22 protein-coding genes are annotated in these 19,355 nt (G+C 41.8%); 18 read left to right on the top strand and 4 right to left on the bottom strand.

The window, feature by feature from the left end:
- The first annotated feature begins 1 nt into the window (after position 1).
- The 3 genes from OCV43_RS11700 to OCV43_RS11690 are packed head-to-tail and all read left to right on the top strand — an operon-like array spanning position 2 to position 2,123.
- Complete coding sequence (locus tag OCV43_RS11700) at positions 2 to 760, top strand: ABC transporter ATP-binding protein (RefSeq protein WP_227710541.1); 759 nt, start codon at positions 2 to 4, stop codon at positions 758 to 760.
- A 13-nt stretch (positions 761 to 773) separates the two neighbouring features.
- A complete protein-coding gene (locus OCV43_RS11695; RefSeq protein ID WP_117698529.1) occupies positions 774 to 1,484 on the top strand; it encodes an ABC transporter ATP-binding protein in 711 nt (236 codons plus the stop codon).
- Between the two features lie 9 nt (positions 1,485 to 1,493).
- Positions 1,494 to 2,123, top strand: coding sequence for a cytidylate kinase-like family protein (locus OCV43_RS11690; RefSeq protein WP_022243454.1), 630 nt, complete (start codon positions 1,494 to 1,496; stop codon positions 2,121 to 2,123).
- 128 nt (positions 2,124 to 2,251) lie between these two features.
- Here the strand turns inward: OCV43_RS11690 and OCV43_RS11685 are convergent, their stop codons facing one another.
- Positions 2,252 to 2,902, bottom strand: a complete 651-nt coding sequence (locus tag OCV43_RS11685; RefSeq protein ID WP_022243452.1) for a potassium channel family protein — start codon at positions 2,900 to 2,902, stop codon at positions 2,252 to 2,254.
- A gap of 33 nt (positions 2,903 to 2,935) precedes the next feature.
- Positions 2,936 to 4,279: a TrkH family potassium uptake protein gene (locus tag OCV43_RS11680; protein ID WP_117947582.1), complete on the bottom strand. Its 1,344-nt coding sequence runs from the start codon at positions 4,277 to 4,279 to the stop codon at positions 2,936 to 2,938.
- Between the two features lie 216 nt (positions 4,280 to 4,495).
- On the opposite strand from OCV43_RS11680, the gene OCV43_RS11675 reads away from it, so the two are divergent.
- Both OCV43_RS11675 and OCV43_RS11670 read left to right on the top strand, forming a co-directional pair.
- Positions 4,496 to 5,026: a hypothetical protein gene (locus OCV43_RS11675; RefSeq protein WP_227701448.1), complete on the top strand. Its 531-nt coding sequence runs from the start codon at positions 4,496 to 4,498 to the stop codon at positions 5,024 to 5,026.
- 29 nt (positions 5,027 to 5,055) lie between these two features.
- Entirely contained in the window at positions 5,056 to 5,589 is a 534-nt protein-coding gene (locus tag OCV43_RS11670; RefSeq protein ID WP_262624169.1) for a DUF1653 domain-containing protein, read from the top strand.
- On the opposite strand, the gene OCV43_RS11665 is transcribed toward OCV43_RS11670, so the two are convergent.
- Positions 5,582 to 6,037 (bottom strand): CYTH domain-containing protein, encoded by a 456-nt coding sequence (locus OCV43_RS11665; protein ID WP_117698534.1) that lies wholly within the window; start codon positions 6,035 to 6,037, stop codon positions 5,582 to 5,584. The two genes, OCV43_RS11670 and OCV43_RS11665, sit on opposite strands and share 8 nt — an antisense overlap.
- Before the next feature lie 194 nt (positions 6,038 to 6,231).
- On the opposite strand from OCV43_RS11665, the gene OCV43_RS11660 reads away from it, so the two are divergent.
- The 11 genes from OCV43_RS11660 to OCV43_RS11610 all read left to right on the top strand — a co-directional run bounded on the left by OCV43_RS11660 (position 6,232) and on the right by OCV43_RS11610 (position 16,728).
- Positions 6,232 to 6,783 (top strand): DJ-1 family glyoxalase III, encoded by a 552-nt coding sequence (locus OCV43_RS11660; protein WP_262624168.1) that lies wholly within the window; start codon positions 6,232 to 6,234, stop codon positions 6,781 to 6,783.
- Positions 6,784 to 6,907: 124 nt separating this feature from the next.
- Complete coding sequence (locus OCV43_RS11655; protein ID WP_118639767.1) at positions 6,908 to 7,123, top strand: alpha/beta-type small acid-soluble spore protein; 216 nt, start codon at positions 6,908 to 6,910, stop codon at positions 7,121 to 7,123.
- Between the two features lie 256 nt (positions 7,124 to 7,379).
- Positions 7,380 to 8,723: a trigger factor gene (gene tig / locus OCV43_RS11650; protein WP_117841693.1), complete on the top strand. Its 1,344-nt coding sequence runs from the start codon at positions 7,380 to 7,382 to the stop codon at positions 8,721 to 8,723.
- A 115-nt stretch (positions 8,724 to 8,838) separates the two neighbouring features.
- Positions 8,839 to 9,420 carry an ATP-dependent Clp endopeptidase proteolytic subunit ClpP gene (gene clpP, locus OCV43_RS11645; RefSeq protein WP_022243444.1) on the top strand — a complete coding sequence of 194 codons (582 nt, stop codon included), beginning with the start codon at positions 8,839 to 8,841 and terminating at the stop codon, positions 9,418 to 9,420.
- A 129-nt stretch (positions 9,421 to 9,549) separates the two neighbouring features.
- Positions 9,550 to 10,803 carry an ATP-dependent Clp protease ATP-binding subunit ClpX gene (clpX, locus tag OCV43_RS11640; protein WP_262624167.1) on the top strand — a complete coding sequence of 418 codons (1,254 nt, stop codon included), beginning with the start codon at positions 9,550 to 9,552 and terminating at the stop codon, positions 10,801 to 10,803.
- Positions 10,804 to 10,819: 16 nt separating this feature from the next.
- Complete coding sequence (gene lon / locus OCV43_RS11635; protein ID WP_262624166.1) at positions 10,820 to 13,147, top strand: endopeptidase La; 2,328 nt, start codon at positions 10,820 to 10,822, stop codon at positions 13,145 to 13,147.
- Positions 13,148 to 13,161: 14 nt separating this feature from the next.
- Positions 13,162 to 13,755, top strand: coding sequence for a ribosome biogenesis GTP-binding protein YihA/YsxC (gene yihA / locus OCV43_RS11630; protein WP_022243441.1), 594 nt, complete (start codon positions 13,162 to 13,164; stop codon positions 13,753 to 13,755).
- Positions 13,745 to 14,749, top strand: a complete 1,005-nt coding sequence (locus tag OCV43_RS11625) for a metal ABC transporter substrate-binding protein (protein WP_262624165.1) — start codon at positions 13,745 to 13,747, stop codon at positions 14,747 to 14,749. Before yihA ends, OCV43_RS11625 begins: the two co-directional genes overlap by 11 nt.
- Positions 14,746 to 15,492: a metal ABC transporter ATP-binding protein gene (locus OCV43_RS11620; RefSeq protein ID WP_262624164.1), complete on the top strand. Its 747-nt coding sequence runs from the start codon at positions 14,746 to 14,748 to the stop codon at positions 15,490 to 15,492. The genes OCV43_RS11625 and OCV43_RS11620 overlap by 4 nt, the downstream gene beginning before the upstream one ends.
- Positions 15,489 to 16,304, top strand: coding sequence for a metal ABC transporter permease (locus OCV43_RS11615; protein ID WP_022243438.1), 816 nt, complete (start codon positions 15,489 to 15,491; stop codon positions 16,302 to 16,304). Before OCV43_RS11620 ends, OCV43_RS11615 begins: the two co-directional genes overlap by 4 nt.
- Complete coding sequence (locus tag OCV43_RS11610) at positions 16,297 to 16,728, top strand: hypothetical protein (protein ID WP_262624163.1); 432 nt, start codon at positions 16,297 to 16,299, stop codon at positions 16,726 to 16,728. The genes OCV43_RS11615 and OCV43_RS11610 overlap by 8 nt, the downstream gene beginning before the upstream one ends.
- On the opposite strand, the gene OCV43_RS11605 is transcribed toward OCV43_RS11610, so the two are convergent.
- Positions 16,634 to 17,953, bottom strand: a complete 1,320-nt coding sequence (locus OCV43_RS11605) for a DNA polymerase Y family protein (protein WP_262624162.1) — start codon at positions 17,951 to 17,953, stop codon at positions 16,634 to 16,636. The genes OCV43_RS11610 and OCV43_RS11605 overlap by 95 nt on opposite strands.
- Positions 17,954 to 18,118: 165 nt before the next feature.
- Between OCV43_RS11605 and OCV43_RS11600 the strand changes: the two genes are divergently transcribed.
- Both OCV43_RS11600 and OCV43_RS11595 read left to right on the top strand, forming a co-directional pair.
- Positions 18,119 to 18,877, top strand: a complete 759-nt coding sequence (locus OCV43_RS11600; RefSeq protein WP_117947575.1) for an adaptor protein MecA — start codon at positions 18,119 to 18,121, stop codon at positions 18,875 to 18,877.
- An 18-nt stretch (positions 18,878 to 18,895) separates the two neighbouring features.
- Positions 18,896 to 19,279: a hypothetical protein gene (locus OCV43_RS11595; protein ID WP_022243433.1), complete on the top strand. Its 384-nt coding sequence runs from the start codon at positions 18,896 to 18,898 to the stop codon at positions 19,277 to 19,279.
- Positions 19,280 to 19,355: the final 76 nt, after the last annotated feature.

Raw genomic sequence — 19,355 nt, 5'->3', positions numbered from 1 at the left:
GATGGCAATGTTAGAAGTAAAGAATCTTGGAATTTCCTTCGGTGGACTCCGTGCGGTAGATGGATTTGAAATGCAGATTGAAAAAGGTCAGTTATACGGACTGATTGGACCGAACGGTGCAGGTAAAACAACCGTATTTAATATGCTTACCGGTGTATACAAACCGGATGATGGAAGCATTGTACTGGATGGAAAAGATATTACCGGAAAGAAAACCATAGATATTAATAAAGCCGGAATTGCAAGAACCTTTCAGAATATCCGCCTTTTTAAAGACCAGTCCGTGCTGGATAATGTAAAAGTCGGACTGCATAATCATCATACCTATTCTACTTTAACCGGAATCCTAAGACTTCCGAAATATTTTAAAGTAGAAGCAGAGATGAATAAAAAGGCAATGGAGCTGTTAAAGGTATTTGATCTTGAGGATGAAGCAGATTATCTGGCATCCAATCTTCCATATGGTAAACAGCGTAAACTGGAAATCGCAAGAGCATTGGCAACCGAACCAAAGCTTCTGCTTTTAGATGAGCCGGCAGCCGGCATGAACCCAAATGAAACCAAAGAATTAATGGATACCATCCGCTTTGTAAGGGATGAATTTGATATGACCATTCTTCTGATTGAACATGATATGAAACTGGTATCCGGTATCTGTGAGAAACTGACTGTATTGAACTTCGGGCAGGTACTGGCAAGCGGAAATACCAGTGACGTATTGAATAATCCGCAGGTTATCAAGGCGTATCTGGGTGAATAGGAGGGATGATAAAATGGCAATGCTTGAAATAAAAGATTTGGAAGTATATTATGGCGTGATTCAGGCAATTAAAGGGATTTCCTTTGATGTCAATGAAGGAGAAGTCATTGCATTAATCGGAGCCAATGGTGCAGGTAAGACAACTACACTGCAGACAATCACCGGAATGCTCAGTGCCAAAAAGGGAAGTATTCTTTTTGAAGGAACAGATATCACCAAGGTTCCGGGACACAAGATTGTATCCATGGGAATGGCACATGTTCCGGAAGGAAGACGTGTATTTGCAGAGCTTTCTGTATATGAGAACTTAAAGCTGGGTGCATATACCAGAAAAGATAAGCAGGAAATTGCAGAGTCTTTAGAGCGTGTATACAAGAGTTTTCCAAGATTAAAGGAACGTAAGAATCAGCTGGCGGGAACCTTAAGTGGTGGTGAACAGCAGATGCTTGCCATGGGCCGGGCATTGATGAGTAAGCCGAGGATCATCCTTATGGATGAGCCGTCCATGGGATTGTCTCCAATCTTTGTAGAAGAGATTTTTAACATTATCAAAGAAATATCTGCATCCGGTACAACGGTTCTTCTGGTAGAACAGAATGCAAAGAAAGCATTATCGATTGCAGACCGTGCATATGTACTGGAAACAGGTAAAATTGTATTGAGCGGTGATGCCAAAGAGCTTATGAATAATGAGTCTATTAAAAAGGCATATTTAGGAGAGTAGGTGTTAAATATGAAACATACGGTAATAACCATTGCAAGAAGTTATGGAAGCGGCGGAAGAACGCTGGGTAAGAAGCTGGCAGAAGAACTTGGAATTCATTGCTATGACCGTGAGTTAATAAGAATGGCTTCCGATGAAAGCGGAATCAATGAGGCATTGTTTGGAGAGGCAGATGAGAAACTGCGTAAGATGCCACTCTTTCGTATTGCGAAGAAAGCATATCATGGGGAAGTGCTTCCACCGGATAGTGATGAGTTTGTATCCAACGACAATCTCTTTAACTATCAGGCGAAAATTATCCGTGAGGTAGCCAAAGAAGAGTCCTGCATTATTATCGGACGTTGTGCGGATTATGTTTTAAAAGATTGTGATTATGTAAAGAGTCTGTTTTTCTACGCACCGCGTAAGGACTGCATTGAACGTGTCATGCAGCAGAATGGCGGGACTAAGAAGGATATTGAAAAGAAGATAGACACGATTGATAAATATCGTGCAGACTATTACAAATACTATACCGGCAGGGAGTGGAATGATGCCAGAAATTACGATTTCTGTCTGGACACTACATCCTTAAGCTATGAGAAGCTGGTACAGGTTGTAAAAGCATATTTAGAAATCAGTGAGGCAGAGCAGCCTTAGGAACAATATTGCAGCAGAATATGAGAAAGAAGAGGTATCTGATGATTCGGGCATCGGATACCTCTTCTTTCGATGCTTATGCGGGCAGCGGGAAAACGCTGGACTTGCAAAGCATGTTTTCTGTAGTTTTACAGTTTCTTTAAAATTTTATCGATGTCATTTCTGTGGCCTAATACCATCAGATGGTCCGTGTCTTTAAAAATATAATTGGCATCCGGCAGCAGGCTCATGACACCATCTGTTTTAATACCGATGATATTGGCATGATAGCAGGCACGGAAATTTAGATCCTTAATACTCTTTCCAATCCATTCCGGTAATGGCGGAATCTCATAAATGGAGAAGCCACCGCCTAATTCAAAGTAGTCAAAGACCTGATCGGCAGAGAAACGGACTGCAATTTTTTCTGCGATATCCCGGTCAGGGTAGATAACTTCGTCAGCACCGTTCCGCAGCAGAAATTTGGCATGAATATCACGGTTTGCTTTGCTGACGACATATCTGGCACCCATTTCCTTAAGCAGGCTTGTAATCTCTAAGCTGCTCTGGAAATTACTTCCGATACAGACAAAGCAGACGTCAAAATTGCCAACACCTAAAGTGGCAAGTACTTTTTCATTGGTGCAGTCGCCAATTTTTGCACTGGTGACAAAAGAGAGAACATCTTCCATTACGGCTTCATTCTCGTCCACAACCATAATCTCATTATCCAGTTTTGATAAGTCTTTGCAAAGGTGAGTGCCAAATCGGCCCAGTCCAATAATTAAAAATGATTTCATAGAATCCTCCTAGTATAATCAAGATATTTGATATTAACCGACATTGATTTTTTCTACCGGCTGCATCACATGCGCAATCCTTTTCTTATCCGTAAATGATAAGGCAAAGGAAAGGCTTCCCAGTCGTCCTAAATACATTAACAGAATTAGAATGATATGACAGCTGGTACTAAGGCTGCTTGTAATACCGGTTGACATTCCGACAGTGTCAAGAGCTGAAAATGCTTCAAAAGCCACATCAATGACTGGATAACCGGAAATAGCAGTAATTGCCAGTGTGGCGCTGAGTGCCAGCGTCAACTGGAACATAAGGACGACGACTGATTTGGTGATAACAGATTCTTCCAGTCTGCGTCCGAAAATATTTGTTCCGGTAGTACGGGTTAAGGTGGAACGTACGGATAACAATAGAACAAATATGGTTGTAACCTTTACACCGCCGGCGGTAGAACCCGGGGCACCACCGATAAACATAAATACAATAGAAAGAAATTTGCTGCTTTCGCTTAATGCACCATTATCAACAGCGTTAAAACCGGCAGTTCGTGGGGTAACAGTACAGAAGAAAGAATTCAAAAGCTGTTCTCCGAAACTCATACCGGCAAATAAGCGGTTATGCTCAAAAAGATAAAAGAGCAGCGTGCCGCCAAAGAGGCAGACTGCAGTAGCACTTAAAACCATTTTGGTCTGCAGAGCATAGTGGCGGCAATGCAGCCCGTGTTCCCTAAGGTCATTCCATACAAAGAAACCGATACCACCAATCAGGATCAGGGCACTGATGGTAAGAATTACTACAGGATCATTGTAGAATCTGGTAATGGATGAAAATGGACTGTAACGCCCCATTAAATCGAATCCTGCATTACAAAAAGCTGAAATAGAATGGAAGATACCATAATAGATGGCATGTAAAACATCCATGTCTTTCAGAAAACGCAGTGTCAGAATGAATGCACCCGACATTTCAAAAAGAAACGTGCCTCCGATGACACGGCGGACAAGCCGCACGACACCGCCGATTTCAAGGGTGTTTAAACTTTCTTTAATAAGACCACGCTGTTTCAGCCCGATTTTCTTGCGTAATATCAAAGAAACAGTAATACCAATGGTGATAAAACCAAGACCACCAATCTGAATCAGAACTAATAAAACAAGCTGTCCGAAAATGCTCCAGTGGGTAAAGGTGTCAACCAGAACCAGACCGGTTACACAGGTAGCACTGGTTGAGGTGAAAAGGGCAGTTATAAATGGAGTCCATTCACCATTCCGGCTGGAAACCGGAAGCATCAGAAGTATGGTTCCGATAAAGATGAGCAATAGAAAACCAAGCGCTATCATCTGTGTACCGGACATACGTTTTTCAAATTTCCCAAACATAATAAAATTCCTATTCCTGATTTAAATAATTTTCGATAAATCTTATTTATCTATTATAGTAATTCTACTCCGCTTTGTCCAGAAAAGACAGTCTGACAGCAAGAAAAAATTATAGAATCAGTTGTTGTCTTAGCTGGTTTGTTTGAGTATAATAAAATAATAGGGTAAACTTGAAAAGAAAAAACTTGAAAAGGATAGAAAAAGGAAGGTTTTTATATGGGACTTTTTATTGTATTTATCATTATTATCATATATGTTGCTTTGTCCCAGAGTGTAAAGCAAAGCAATAATCAAAACAGGCGTGGAAATAATCCGGCTATGGGGCGGCCGCCACAGCAGATATATCGTCCACAGATGAACCAGCCGCAGCGTACATATCAGCAGACCATGAACCAGCCACAACGGGCATATCAGCAGGCACCAGCCCAGCCGCAGCGGGCATACCAACAGGCACCAGTCCAGCCGCATCCCATGTATCAGCAGGCACCTGATCCGCAGATGAACAGACAGCAGGCACAGCAACAGTTAAAGAACCGGCTGGCGGAAAAATATCAGTCTGCAGCTGCAGAGGAAATGTCTGCCATGGAAGTAATAGAACCGATGGAATTTACTTATGATATTCCACAAAGTGATAATATGAAGAAAGTGCAGGAGCTGATGGTAACTGGCTTCAGCGGTAATCTGAATTTTGAAAGAGATTTTGTGGCAGAAGGAATTGAAATGTTAAACCGTTTTGAATTACAGTAAAGAGCATAGATAAGTGGAGGATGACAGCAATGGAAGACAGAAGACCGGCAACCGGGGAGATTTACAGACATTTTAAAGGAAAATTATATCAGATTGTAGCCATAGCAACACACAGCGAAACAAGAGAAGAACTGGTGATTTATCAGGCACTTTACGGAGCTTATAAAGTATATGCAAGACCGCTTGCCATGTTTGTAAGCGAAGTAGACCATGAGAAATATCCGGCAGCAGAGCAGAAATACAGATTTGAAAAAGTAAAACTGCAGGAAGAAGCACCGGAACAGCAGAAAACAGAGGCAGCCGTAACAGAAGCTGCACCGGATGCAGTAGAATCCGAAGAGCAGGCGAATCCGTTCCTGCTACGTTTCTTAGATGCAGATACCTATGAGGAGAAATATAAGATTTTAAATGAGATGGAAAATGATATTACAGACCGTCTGATTAATGATTTTTCCGTAGTATTGGATGTGGTAATTCCGGAAGGAGATTTAACCGACCGTTATATACAGTTAAAGCAGTGCGTGGCAACCATGTGCCGTTATGAGACTACCCGCCTTAGGTAGGCAGTCCCACACGACTCAAAGTGCTGTTGTGATAATCAGAGGAGAAGGTGACATCTTTCCCAAACCACTTCGGTGGAAGGAAGGATTCAGCTTCTTCTTTTGTTTCAAATTCCACTTCGGCTAATTTTAACGGAGCAAGGTCTCCTTCGAAAATATCAAGCTCAATGGTCAGCCTGCCAGTCAATGGAATCAGATAGCGCTTCTTGGAAATGATAATACCATCTGCTTTTTGAATCAGATGCCGGTAAGCCTCTTCATTCAGAGGAAGATTATATTCTTCCCGCACCATAAGACCGGAGCCTTTGTAAGTAAGAATATATTTGTCATTGGAGCGGCGCACCCGCACTACAGGGTCCGTATTGAGATACCCCTGCTCAATGACTTTGCAGGAATAGTCTTTTAAATCAAAAGGAATCTCATCAATTAAATATTTACGTTCAATTTCCATAATAGCCTCCATATAGTCAGGAAAATAATGATACATTTATTGTAAAATATTTTAAAATCCACTGCAACCATGGAATTGAAAAAGCGCAGTAACCATGCTAACATAAGAGACAGCATAGAAAAATTTCGTGTTAGAAAATTTAATATCAGAAAATGTAATATCAGAAGAGAATAGAAAACAGGAGGAAGATAAGTATGAAGAAAATCGGTATTTTTATGGCGGATGGCTGTGAAGAGATTGAAGGACTTACCGTAGTGGATGTGGTACGCAGAGCAGGAATTGCGATTGATATGATTTCCATTACCGGAAAGAAAGAAGTGGCAGGAGCCCACGGAATTACGTTTGCAGCAGATGTACTGGCAGAGGAAGCTGATTTTGACAGCTATGATGGAATTGTACTGCCGGGCGGAATGCCTGGAACCTTAAATCTCGGAAAGCATGAAATTGTAAAGAAAGTGCTTACATCTTATGCAGCAGGCGGCAAACTTACTGCAGCAATCTGTGCTGCACCAAGCGTATTGGGTGAGAATGGAATATTAGAGGGTAAACATGCAGTCAGCTATCCGGGTTTTGAAGAAAAGCTTCTTGGAGCCAGGGTCGGAGCAGAAAAAGTTGCAGTAGATGGCAACATCGTTACCAGCCGGGGCATGGGAACAGCCATTGAATTTGCCATGGCTATTGTAAAGTGGCTGGATCCACAGGCAGATATTGATGCAATGGAAGCAAATATCATGTATTTTAAATAAAAATAACCAGAACTTACCAACATAATTTATTCTCTGGAAGCCATACTAAAAACAGGATAAGCAACGAACAAAAGCTTATCTGAAAATAGATAACAAAGAGAAGAAACTATGGAGGTAGAAACAAATGAGCGGAACAAACAGTTCTAATTCAAGTAACCAGATGGCAGTGCCACAGGCAAAAGAGGCAATGAACCGTTTTAAACAGGAGGTTGCATCTGAAATCGGAGTACCTTTAAAAGAGGGATACAACGGTGACCTGACATCCAGACAGGCTGGCTCTATCGGTGGAGAAATGGTTAAGAAAATGATCATGAGACAGGAAGAGCAGATGTCTAAATAAGAAGAAAGACAAAAAGCCTTCGGGAAAAGTGCAAAAGTGCATTTCCCGGGGGCTTTTTACATGACTGTCACCAATTGAAATCTGGTTGAAATCTTGTACCGAAAAAAAAGCTAGTAATTTTACAAACGGTGTGTTATAATCTCTAAATGACTGTTAGTAGCTCTAAGTATGCCTATTTTTAGGGGAGCAGTCGTAAGATAAGAAAATATTTGTACATGTATATTTTATATATAGTTATAAGGAGGAAGAAACGAGAATGAGTGTACAGGTTGAAAATTTAGAGAAAAATATGGTAAAGCTTACAATTGAAGTGGCAGAAGATAAAGTGGCAGAGGCTTTGAAAGCTGCATACAATAAGCAGAAAAACAAAATCAGCATCCCTGGATTCCGTAAAGGAAAAGTTCCAATGGCTATGGTAGAGAAAATGTATGGTCCGGAAATCTTTTATGAAGATGCTGCAAATATCATGATGCAGGAAGCTTATCCGGCAGCAATCGATGAGAGCGGTGTAGATATCGTTTCCCAGCCAACTGTTGATGTGGTTCAGTTAGAAAAAGGAAAACCATTCATCTTCACAGCAGAAGTTGCAAAGAGACCAGAAGTTAAACTTGGCAAATATAATGGTGTAACTGTAACAAAGATTGACACATCCGTATCTGATGAAGAAGTTGCAGAAGCATTAGAGAGAGAAAGAAATAACAATGCAAGAACTGTAACTGTAACAGACAGACCTGTTGCAGAAGGTGATACAGCAGTTATCGACTACGAAGGATTCGTAGACGGTGTCGCATTTGAAGGTGGAAAAGGAGAGAATCATCCATTAGAGATCGGTTCCCATTCCTTCATCGATACATTCGAAGATCAGTTAGTAGGAAAGAACACTGGCGATGAGGTAGAAGTAAACGTTACATTCCCGAAGGAATATCATGCAGAAGACTTAGCTGGAAAACCAGCAGTATTCAAAGTTAAGATTAACGAGATTAAGACAAAAGAACTTCCAGAGTTAAACGATGAGTTCGCATCTGATGTTTCTGAATTCGAAACTTTAGAAGAATATAAAGAGAGCGTGAAGAAGAACTTAGAAGAGACCAAAGAGAACAATGCAAAACGTACCAAAGAGGATGAAGCAATCAAGAAGATTATCGAGAAATCTGAGATGGAAATCCCGGATGCAATGATTGAATCCCAGGTACAGAATATGATTCAGGAATTCGCTCAGAGACTTGCCCAGCAGGGATTAAGCTTTGACCAGTATATGCAGTTCTCTGGAATGACTATGGACAAGATGAAAGAGCAGGTTCGTCCGGAAGCATTAACAAGAATCCAGAGCAGCTTAGTATTAGAACAGATTGCAAAAGAAGAAAACTTCGAGATTACAGAAGATGATGTAAATGCTGAAATCGAGAAGATGGCAAAAGCATACGGAATGGAAGCTGATAAGCTCAAAGAGTATGTTGGCGATGACGAGAAAGAATCCATGAAACGTGATATTGCAATTGAAAAAGCAGTTCAGTTCATCATGGACAATGTAAAAGAAAGAGCAAAAGCTAAGACTAAAAAAGAAAAAGAGGCAGAAGCAGCAGCTAACGCAGAAGCATAAGAGAAGCACGTAAAGAGACAGACTGACTTGGAATCAGGTCGGTCTGTTTTACGCAAACCACTTGAACCAGAGATAAAGTTGCAGCAGAATGTATGGTAGAAATGGAGGTTATCATATGAGTTTAGTACCTTATGTCATTGAACAGACCAGCAGAGGAGAGCGTAGTTACGACATATACTCCAGATTATTAAAGGATAGAATTATTTTCCTTGGTGAAGAGGTAAATGAGACCACAGCCAGTCTGGTAGTGGCACAGCTTTTATTCTTAGAGTCCGAAGATCCGGGAAAAGACATTCAGTTATACATCAATTCTCCGGGTGGAATTGTAACAGGCGGATTGGCAATTTATGATACCATGCAGTATATCAAATGTGATGTATCTACAATTTGTATCGGACTTGCAGCCAGTATGGGTGCATTCCTGTTGTCCGGTGGAACAAAAGGAAAGAGATTTGCATTACCAAATGCAGAGATTATGATACATCAGCCTTCCGGTGGAGCAAAAGGACAGGCAACTGAGATTCAGATTGCAGCAGAGAATATCTTAAAGACCAAGAAACGTTTGAACGAGATTTTAGCTGCAAATACCGGAAAGCCATATGATGTAATTGCCGCAGATACAGAGCGTGACTATTATATGTCCGCAGAAGAGGCAAAGGAGTATGGCCTGATTGACGGTGTAATTACAGCAAGATAAGAGAAATAGGAAAGAGGCTGTCTCTGGGCGGATTATCCGAAGCACATATGCGGAATTCGACTACGGGCAGCCTTTACCTTTTTTACGAAGGATTTAGAAAAGATAGATGGAAATAATCGAGGTGGAAAGATGGCAGGAAGAAATAGCGAGGACAAAATCAGATGTTCCTTTTGCGGAAAATCACAGGATCAGGTGCGCAAGCTGATTGCAGGACCAAACGGTGCATATATCTGTGATGAATGCGTGGACATTTGTGCAGAAATCATAGAGGAGGAATTCGAAGATGAGGAGATTTCCGGAAAAGGAAAGGAAGATTTAGAAGAAATCAACCTGATTAAACCGGAAGAGATGAAGAAATTCTTAGATGAATATGTAATCGGTCAGGACGAAGCCAAAAAAGTCCTTTCTGTAGCCGTATATAATCACTATAAAAGAATTACTTCTGATGTAGATATGAATGATGTGGAATTGCAGAAGAGTAACATTCTGATGTTAGGACCGACCGGTTCCGGTAAGACCCTTCTGGCACAGACACTGGCAAGAGTCTTAAATGTACCGTTTGCCATTGCAGATGCCACCACATTAACAGAAGCAGGATATGTCGGTGAAGACGTAGAGAATATCCTTCTGAAACTGATTCAGGCAGCAGATTACAATATCGAGCGCGCCCAGTGCGGAATCATTTACATCGATGAGATTGATAAGATTACGAAGAAATCCGAAAATGTATCCATTACCAGAGATGTGTCCGGTGAAGGTGTACAGCAGGCATTATTAAAAATCTTAGAGGGAACTGTGGCTTCCGTTCCACCACAGGGTGGAAGAAAGCATCCACAGCAGGAATTAATCCAGATTGATACTACGAATATTTTATTTATCTGTGGTGGAGCATTTGATGGATTAGAGAAGATTATCGAGCAGCGTATGGATCAGAAATCCATTGGCTTTAACGCAGATATTGCAGACCGTACCGAGCGTAATCTGAGCGAAGTCTTAAAGCAGGTACTGCCGGGAGATTTTATTAAATTCGGTCTGATTCCGGAGTTTATCGGACGTGTTCCGGTAAATGTATCCTTAGAGCAGCTGGATAAGGAAGCGTTAATCCGTATCTTAAAGGAGCCGAAGAATTCACTGATTAAGCAGTATAAGAAGCTGTTTGAAATTGACGGCGTAGAGCTGGAATTTGAAGATGATGCAGTAGAAGCAATTGCAGAGAAATCCTTAGCCCGTAAGACCGGTGCCCGTGGACTTCGTGCAATTATGGAAGATACCATGATGGATTTAATGTATCAGATTCCTTCTGATGAGAGTATTGTAAAATGCACCATTACAAAAGAAACGGTAGAAGACAAGAAAGCGAAGATAGAATATCATAACGTATAAATAAGAGGAGAAAAGGATGAGCAGGACAGTAATTCATTTACCGGCAGTTGCACTTCGTGGAATGACCATTCTGCCGGGAATGGTGGCTCATTTTGATATTAGCAGGGACCGTTCCATTCATGCCATAGAAGAGGCGATGGTTGGAGACCAGAAAATATTCCTGATTACACAGCAGGATGCTTCCGTAGAGGAGCCGGCCAGGGATGATTTATATCAGATTGGTGTTATTGCTGAAGTAAAGCAGGTAATAAAGATGCCAAATGAAATCGTGCGTGTTTTGGTAGAAGGATTGGAAAGAGGCGAGTTAGCCTCTTTTCTGTCACAGGAGAAGTATCTGATGGCAGAGGTCATCCTTTTTGATGAAAAAACGGCAGAAGAGGAAGAACTGATGCCGGAAGCGAAGGAAGCAATGCTTCGCTGTATCAGGGAAACCGTACTGAAATATCAAAAAGCCAATGGACATATGAGCAAAGAATTTTTACGTCAGGTAGAAGAACAGCAGGACGTTGGAACTTTGATGCAGCAGGTTGCATACAATCTGCCGCTTTATTATACCCAGAAACAGAAAATCTTAGAGGCAGTAGATCTCACTTCCCAGTATGAGACTTTAATGGCAATTCTGCTGAATGAAGTAGAAGTTATTTCTCTGAAAAATGAATTTCAGGCGAAGGTGAAAGAACGCGTGGATAAGAATCAGAAGGAATATCTTTTGCGGGAACAGATGAAACTGATTCGGGAAGAACTAGGTGAGGATAATACACAGTCAGATGCGGAACACTTTTTAGAGGAAGTAAAGAAGCTGAAGGCAGATAAGACGGTCAAAGAGAGAATTAAAAAAGAGATTGAGCGTTTTAAGAATATTGCATCCAGTTCTTCGGAAAGTGCAGTCAGCAGAGGCTATATTGAGACATTGCTGGAACTGCCATGGAATAAGGCTTCTAAGGATAATAAAGATTTAGCTAATGCAGAGAAAATTTTAGACGAAGACCACTACGGACTGGAAAAAGTAAAAGAGCGTATGCTGGAATTCTTAGCAGTCCGGAATCTGACTCATAAAGGAGAAAGTCCAATTATCTGTCTGGTGGGACCTCCTGGAACCGGCAAGACAAGCATTGCCCGTTCTGTGGCAAAAGCATTGAATAAAAAGTATGTCAGAATCTGTCTCGGCGGTGTCCGTGATGAGGCAGAGATTCGTGGACACAGAAAGACCTATGTGGGGGCAATGCCGGGCAGAATTATTAATGGTTTAAAGAGTGCCGGAGTAAAGAACCCGCTGATGCTTTTAGATGAGATTGATAAAGTAAGCAGTGATTATAAGGGAGATACATCTTCTGCACTGCTGGAAGTATTGGATAATGAGCAGAACAGCTATTTCAGGGACCACTATGTGGAGCTTCCGGTAGATTTGTCTGAGGTATTGTTTATTGCGACAGCCAATTCCGTACAGACAATACCAAGACCTCTGTTAGACCGTATGGAGCTGATTGAGGTAAGCAGTTATACGGAAAATGAAAAGGCTCACATTGCAAAAGAGCATCTTATAGCAAAGCAGATTGAGAAAAATGGCTTAAAGGAATCAGAGCTTACATTCCAGAATGGTGCAATTGAGCAGCTGATTCGCAGCTATACAAGAGAAGCCGGTGTGCGTAACTTAGAACGCAAAATCGGTGAAATCTGCAGAAAAGCAGCAAGAGAGATTTACGAGGGCAAGAAAAAGAAAGTTACTATAAGCACAAAGAACTTAGAACATTATCTTGGCAAAGAGAAATATACCTTTGATAAGAAGAATGAGAAGGACGAGGTTGGTATTGTCCGGGGATTGGCATGGACCAGTGTCGGTGGTGATACATTAGAAATCGAAGTAAATGTAATGCCGGGAAAAGGTGAATTTAAACTGACAGGACAGCTTGGCGATGTCATGAAAGAGTCTGCACAGGCTGGAATCAGTTATATCCGTTCTGTCAGTGAGCAGTATCAGATACCGGACGATTTCTTTACCAGACATGATATACATATCCACATTCCGGAAGGAGCCGTACCAAAGGATGGACCGTCCGCCGGTGTTACCATGGCAACCGCAATGCTTTCTGCCATTACCGGGAAAAAGGTGCGTGCTGATGTTGCCATGACAGGAGAGATTACCCTCCGCGGCAGAGTGCTTCCGATTGGTGGATTAAAAGAGAAAACATTAGCAGCGAAAAATGCCGGTATCCGGACAGTCTGTGTGCCGGGAAAAAATGAAAAAGATATCGAGGAACTCTCAGCAGAGATTAAAAAGGATTTAGAAATTGTCTATGCAGATACCATCGAAGATATCTTAAAGATTGCTTTTGTAAAAGAGTAGTAAAGGAGCAGAAAATGGTTATAAAAGAAGTAAACTTGGAAACGGTGTGTGGTGTTACCAGTAAGCTTCCGGAGAATACATTGCCGGAGGTGGCATTTGCAGGAAAATCCAATGTTGGAAAGTCATCATTAATTAATGCACTGATGAACCGGAAATCCCTTGCAAGAACCTCTGCACAGCCGGGAAAGACACAGACCATTAATTTCTATAATATCAATGATGCCATGTATCTGGTGGATTTGCCGGGATATGGTTATGCGAAAGTAGCAGAGAGTGAGAAAGCAAAATGGGGTAAAATGATTGAAAATTATCTGCATACCTCAAAGCAGCTGCGCCGGGTATTCTTATTAATTGATATCAGGCATGACCCGTCTGCCAATGATAAACTGATGTATGACTGGATTATCCATCAGGGCTTTGATCCGGTTATTGTGGCAACCAAGCTGGACAAGCTGAAGAGAAGCCAGGTGCCAAAATGTATCAAGGCAGTAAAAGAAGGTCTGAAAGTAAAACCGGGAACGGTAATTGTTCCATTTTCTGCAGTAACCAAGCAGGGCAGGGAAGAAATCTGGCAGATTATGGATGAGGCTGTTGGCTATGAAGAATAAATATGTATTTGTAACGGTTCTTCTGCTGGTACTTTTATTGACTGGTGCAGGACTGACACAATTATATGTAAAAGAAGAGACAAAACAGCAGGATAGTGAACTTACGGTAGTAACATCCTTTTATCCGATGTATATTGCAGCAATGAATGTCATCGGAGACACTCCGGGTGTGGATTTGCAGAATCTCAGTGAGCCGCAGACCGGCTGCCTTCACGATTACCAGCTGACTCCGGCAGACATGAAGCTCCTTTCCGGTGCAGATGTGTTTATTGTAAATGGTGGCGGAATCGAATCTTTTTTATCGGATGTGGCAGCAGATTATAAGAATCTTTCCATTGTAAATGCCTGCGAGGGACTTAATCTTTTGTCCGAAGAGGATGAAGGAGAGGAACATGCTCACGGAGATGCCCATGAAGATGCAGCAGAGGAGCATATCCACGGAGATACCGAGGATACTCATGAAGATGGACACAATCACGGAGATGTGAATGCCCATGCATGGATGAGCATTGCGTTATATAAACAGCAGGTGGAAAATATTTTAGAAGGTCTTTGCAGGATAGATCCGAAGCATCAGGATGCCTATGAAAGCAATGCAAAGGAGTACCTGGCAAAGCTTGAGGATTTAGAGAGAGAGCAGCAGTCCTTAAAGGAAGAATTAGCAGGAAAGCATATTGTTATTTTCCATGAAGCCTATACCTATGTGGCAGAGGACTACGATATGGAGATTTCCTATACCATGGATTTGGATGAGGAGCGTCAGGTCAGTGCCGGTGAAGTGGCAGATGTGATGGGAGCCATTGAAAAGAATGATATATCAGTGGTGCTGGCAGAAGAACTCTATGGCAAAGATATGGGAGATACGGTAGAACGGGAGACCGATGCGAAAGTATGTTATCTTGATACCTTAACCCGCGGGGAGTATGAAAAGGACAGCTATCTTGATGCAATGAGACATAATATGGAACTGCTGAAGGAGGCTTTTGCAGAATGAGAAAAATAGTAAAACCATGTGGACTGCATTGTATCCGGATCAACCATCTGGGTGTTACTATTGGAGAACAGCAGATATTGTCAGATGTGAATCTGCATATTCATTGTGGAACACTGACGGTACTGATTGGTCGGAACGGAGCAGGAAAATCAACTCTGATCCGGGCTATTTTAAATGACATTCCACACACGGGAAGCATTGAATTTAAGGACAGGGAAAATGGTCATATCCAGAAGCTTAAGATTGGTTATGTACCACAGAATCTAAATATCGAGAAATCTACTCCGGTCAGTGTCTATGATATGATTGCAAGCTATCAGTCCAACCGGCCGGTATTTTTATATAAGAGCAAAAAACTATATCAGGAAATCAAAGAAAGCTTAAAAATGTTTGAAGCCGAGCATTTGATTGACAAGCAGGTATGTAATCTTTCCGGTGGGGAATTACAGCGTGTACTTCTTTCCATGGCAGTGATGGATGAACCGAATCTGCTGCTTTTGGATGAGCCGGTGTCTGGTATTGACCAGAATGGGATGGAGTTATTTTATCGGAATATCGAATATCTGAAGGAAAATTTTGACCTGGCAGTTTTACTGATTTCCCATGACCTTGATTATGTAAGAAAATATGCAGACCATGTGGTTCTCATAGATGGCAAAGTGCTGACCCAGGGAACACCGAAGGAAGTCTATGACAGTGCTGCTTTTAAACAGGTATTTACAGATATGGAGGTGCGGGGATGATAGAATTTTTTACCGCGTGGTGGTCTTATGGATTTATGCGGAATGCATTTATCGCAATCCTGATTATCACACCATTGTTTGGAATCCTTGGAACCATGATTGTAAATAACAAAATGGCATTTTTCTCAGATGCATTAGGTCATTCTGCATTGACGGGAATTGCTCTTGGCGTTGTGATGGGAGTTGCAGATACGACCTTATCCATGATTATTTTTGCAGTAATTTTTGCATTATTACTAAACTATATCAGCAGTAAAGCATCGGCATCCAGAGATACGATTATCTCCGTTTTTTCTTCAGCGTGTATTGCTGTGGGACTGGCCATCTTATCGAAAGGTGGCAATTTCAGCAAATATTCCAGCCTTTTGGTAGGTGATGTTTTAAGCATCTCTAAAAAGGAAATTATTTATCTGATTCTGATTTTTGCGGCAACACTGATTTTCTGGGGCGTGGCATTTAATAAGTTAAATGCGGTAAGCCTGCACCGGGCGCTGGCAAAGAGCCGGGGAATCCGGGTGAAGCTGATAGAAAATATTTTTGCAATTTTTATTGCATTAATTGTAATGCTTTCCATTAAATGGATTGGAATTTTGATCATCAATGCACTGCTGATTCTTCCGGCAGCAGCAAGCCGGAATATTTCGGTCAACATGCGGGAATATCATTTATTTTCCGTTATCTTTTCCCTGTTTTCGGGATTGCTCGGATTGATGATTTCCTATTTTACCAATGTTGCAACAGGTCCGATGATTGTGATTGTAGCAGCCATCATTTATTTTGCAACTTATGTATACGGAAGGAGAAATGCATGATGAGAACCACGAAAAAAGGAAGAAAAGGCGCACTTTTACTTACTTTTCTTCTGGCAGGAAGTTTACTGCAATCCGCTATGAGAATGAAAGTAAGAGTTACATTATAGATAAAGGGGCATTTCAGATGCCTTATGGTGAGGATACAACGGTGCAGGCACAGCTTGACGACTGGATTGCACAAGAGGATGGAAGTTATCTTGTAACGGCCTCCCTCTTAACCTATAGTGATGCAGAGGGAAGCAGTAACAGAACCTTCCAGTTTATATTAAACGATAATGGATATAAGGATGAACTTCCGGATCCATTATTCTACTATACCATCTCAAACGTCAGTCCGATGGATGATTCTTTTTCGGATCTGACTCAGGAGACGGAAGAAAACTCCCCCGGACAAGAGCCTTCGACCCAAAACGTTTCCGAATAGAATCAATGGCTGCATCCAGTTGCTTTTGCTTATTGGCAGAAGGCATCTGGGTGCAGCTTTTTTTATTGCCATCTGGGAGCGGACTGCTGGAAGCTGTACTTTCTGTGGAAATCATGGCAGATGCCGATGAATCGGCTGCATAATCAAAAATAGAAAGCTGCACCGGTGCATCTTCAGGAAGCAGACGGCTGGTACGGATGCCAAGGAGTCGGACAGGTTCACTATTCCAGAGCTGCTGGAAAAGGGAAACGGCAGTTTTATATAGGGCATCTGTAGTATTTGTGGCTGAGAGGAGACTGCACTGGTGGGAAGTATTGGTAAAATCATGATAGCGGATTTCTACCGTAATACTCTGGGCTAACATTTTTTCTTTCCGGAGGCGAATGGATACAGATTCGGAAAGAGAGAGCAGAACCTTTTTTGCATCTGCTAAGGTGCGGGCGTCCTCCTTTAAAGTGGTGGAATTGCCAATCCCCTTGGCTTCCCGCTTGGTAGAATGCACATGGTCATCTCCGATTCCATTGGCATATTCCCACATCAGTGTGCCGTGGCTTTTGAATTCCTGCCGGAGGTAATCCGGGTCAGTGGCTGCAAGTTCTCCGATGGTACGGATGCCAAGTGCTTTCAACCGGGCAGCACTGGAATGCCCTACCATGTAGAGATCATCCACCGGAAGCGGCCACATTTTTTTTGCAATTTCATCCGGAAAAAGAGTGTGAATCCGATCCGGCTTGGTAAAATCGCTTGCCATCTTCGCCAGAAGCTTATTTGGAGCAATTCCAATATTAACGGTAAAACCAAATCGTGATTTAATATTTGCAGAAATGATTTTGGCTGCTGCAAGAGGAGATTCATACCGGTGGGCAATGGGCGTAAAGTCAAGAAAACATTCATCTATGGAAAGCTGCTCGATATCATTGGTGTAGGTATGTAGCAGTTCCATAAGTGCATGGCTTTTTCTTTGGTACATGGCATGATCCGGCGGAACCAGCATAAGGGTAGGACATTTGCGTAAAGCATTGGCAACCGGTTCGCCGGTGACAATCTTATAGGCTTTGGCAGGCACAGACTTGGCAAGAACCACACCGTGTCTTGTAGCAGAGTCACCGCCAATAATTGCCGGTATAGTGCGGATATCTAAAGTTTCACCATGCTCTAGGCGGTCGACAGCACTCCAGCTTAAAAAAGCAGAATTGACATCAATATGAAAGATAATCCGGTGCATAATGCTCCTCCTTTACCGTATTATGGAATTGCCGGCTGTTTACGGGCTTAATACCTTGGATACCTATATTATAAAAGCTTTCCGGTTGAAAAGAAAGGGCTTTTAGTGTATAGTAAGGTTACAAATAAGGGAAAACGCAGCGAGAATAATGGCAGGTGATTGTTTATGAGATTTAAAAGAATCGATGTGGATACGGTGCGCTGTATTATTTCAGAAGAAGAATTAATGGAAAATGGGCTGGAAGTAGATGATTTTCTGCAGAATGACGGAAGAACAGAATCGTTTCTGCGTAAGATTATTTCCATGGCAGAAGAAGAGGTCGGATATAAAGTACAGGGTGGAAATATTACCATTCAGGTTGCAGTACTGCCGGAGCATACGCTGGCACTTACTTTTTCTGAGAAGCCGGAGCTTGGCATCAGCAATATGTTGGAAAATCTGAAGTCTGCAGTAGAAAGTCTGGTTAAGAATGCTCCTGATATTGAAAAGCTGAAACAGACGTCAAAAGAGCTGGCAAATCAGAATCATACGGATGAAGGCATTGCAGAAATACAGCCGGAGCAGTCAGATTCCAAGGCAGAAGAAAGCACAGATAAGAAACAGTCTACCGGTGGCTTTACACTAAAAGACCGGAATTTTTATCAGCTTTGCTTTGCAAGCATGGAACGTGCAATTTTTTATGCCAAGGGCGTTCGTCTGGAACTGCCGATGAAGAGCAGTCTTTATTATCTGACCAGAGAGGATGCTTATTATCTTTTGCTTGAGAAGGGAGAACTTAGTGATAAACAGCTTTGTCGTCTTTTAAGTGCTTCTTTGGAATTTGCAGATGATATTTATGCGCATGGACCGACCCGGGCATATATTATGGAGCATGGAAAATGCATTTTGCCGGAGCAGGCGTTAGAACATTTACAGGAAATTTAGACAGACAGAGGAATTGGAATGGAAGAATATAAAGATAAAGCATCTTTTGAAGAATTTTTTAAGCAGAACTATGTACCACTGGATTATAAATCCATTCGGAATGAGATGCGGGAGGCAGCCGGAGATGGCTGGAGCCTTTTTACCGATGAATACAAATTCCGTGGAAAGATAGATAAGAAAGATTTTATTGTGCATATGACAGGCGATGCCTACTGCACTTTTGAAGAGATTGTGGAAAATGCAATTGATGAGTTGAACAGCGGAATCCTTGACATTGTGATGGAAATCGGCAATGAGATGGAATTTGACAACGATACAGCAGAAATTTATTTTGATACCATTGAAAAGCAGTTGAAGGAAATGTTAGATGCCCTTTATGATGATGTGCTTAAAGATTTATAAAAGCAGAGTTATAGGACAAAATGTGTTGATGAAAACCGCTTTCAAGCCTTGAAAATAAAGGGCTGAAGGCGGTTTA

This window comes from Roseburia amylophila, assembly GCF_025567465.1.
In the GTDB taxonomy this organism is placed as follows: Bacteria; Bacillota; Clostridia; order Lachnospirales; family Lachnospiraceae; genus Roseburia_C; species Roseburia_C amylophila.
This window is presented reverse-complemented; position numbering and strand designations above follow the sequence as displayed.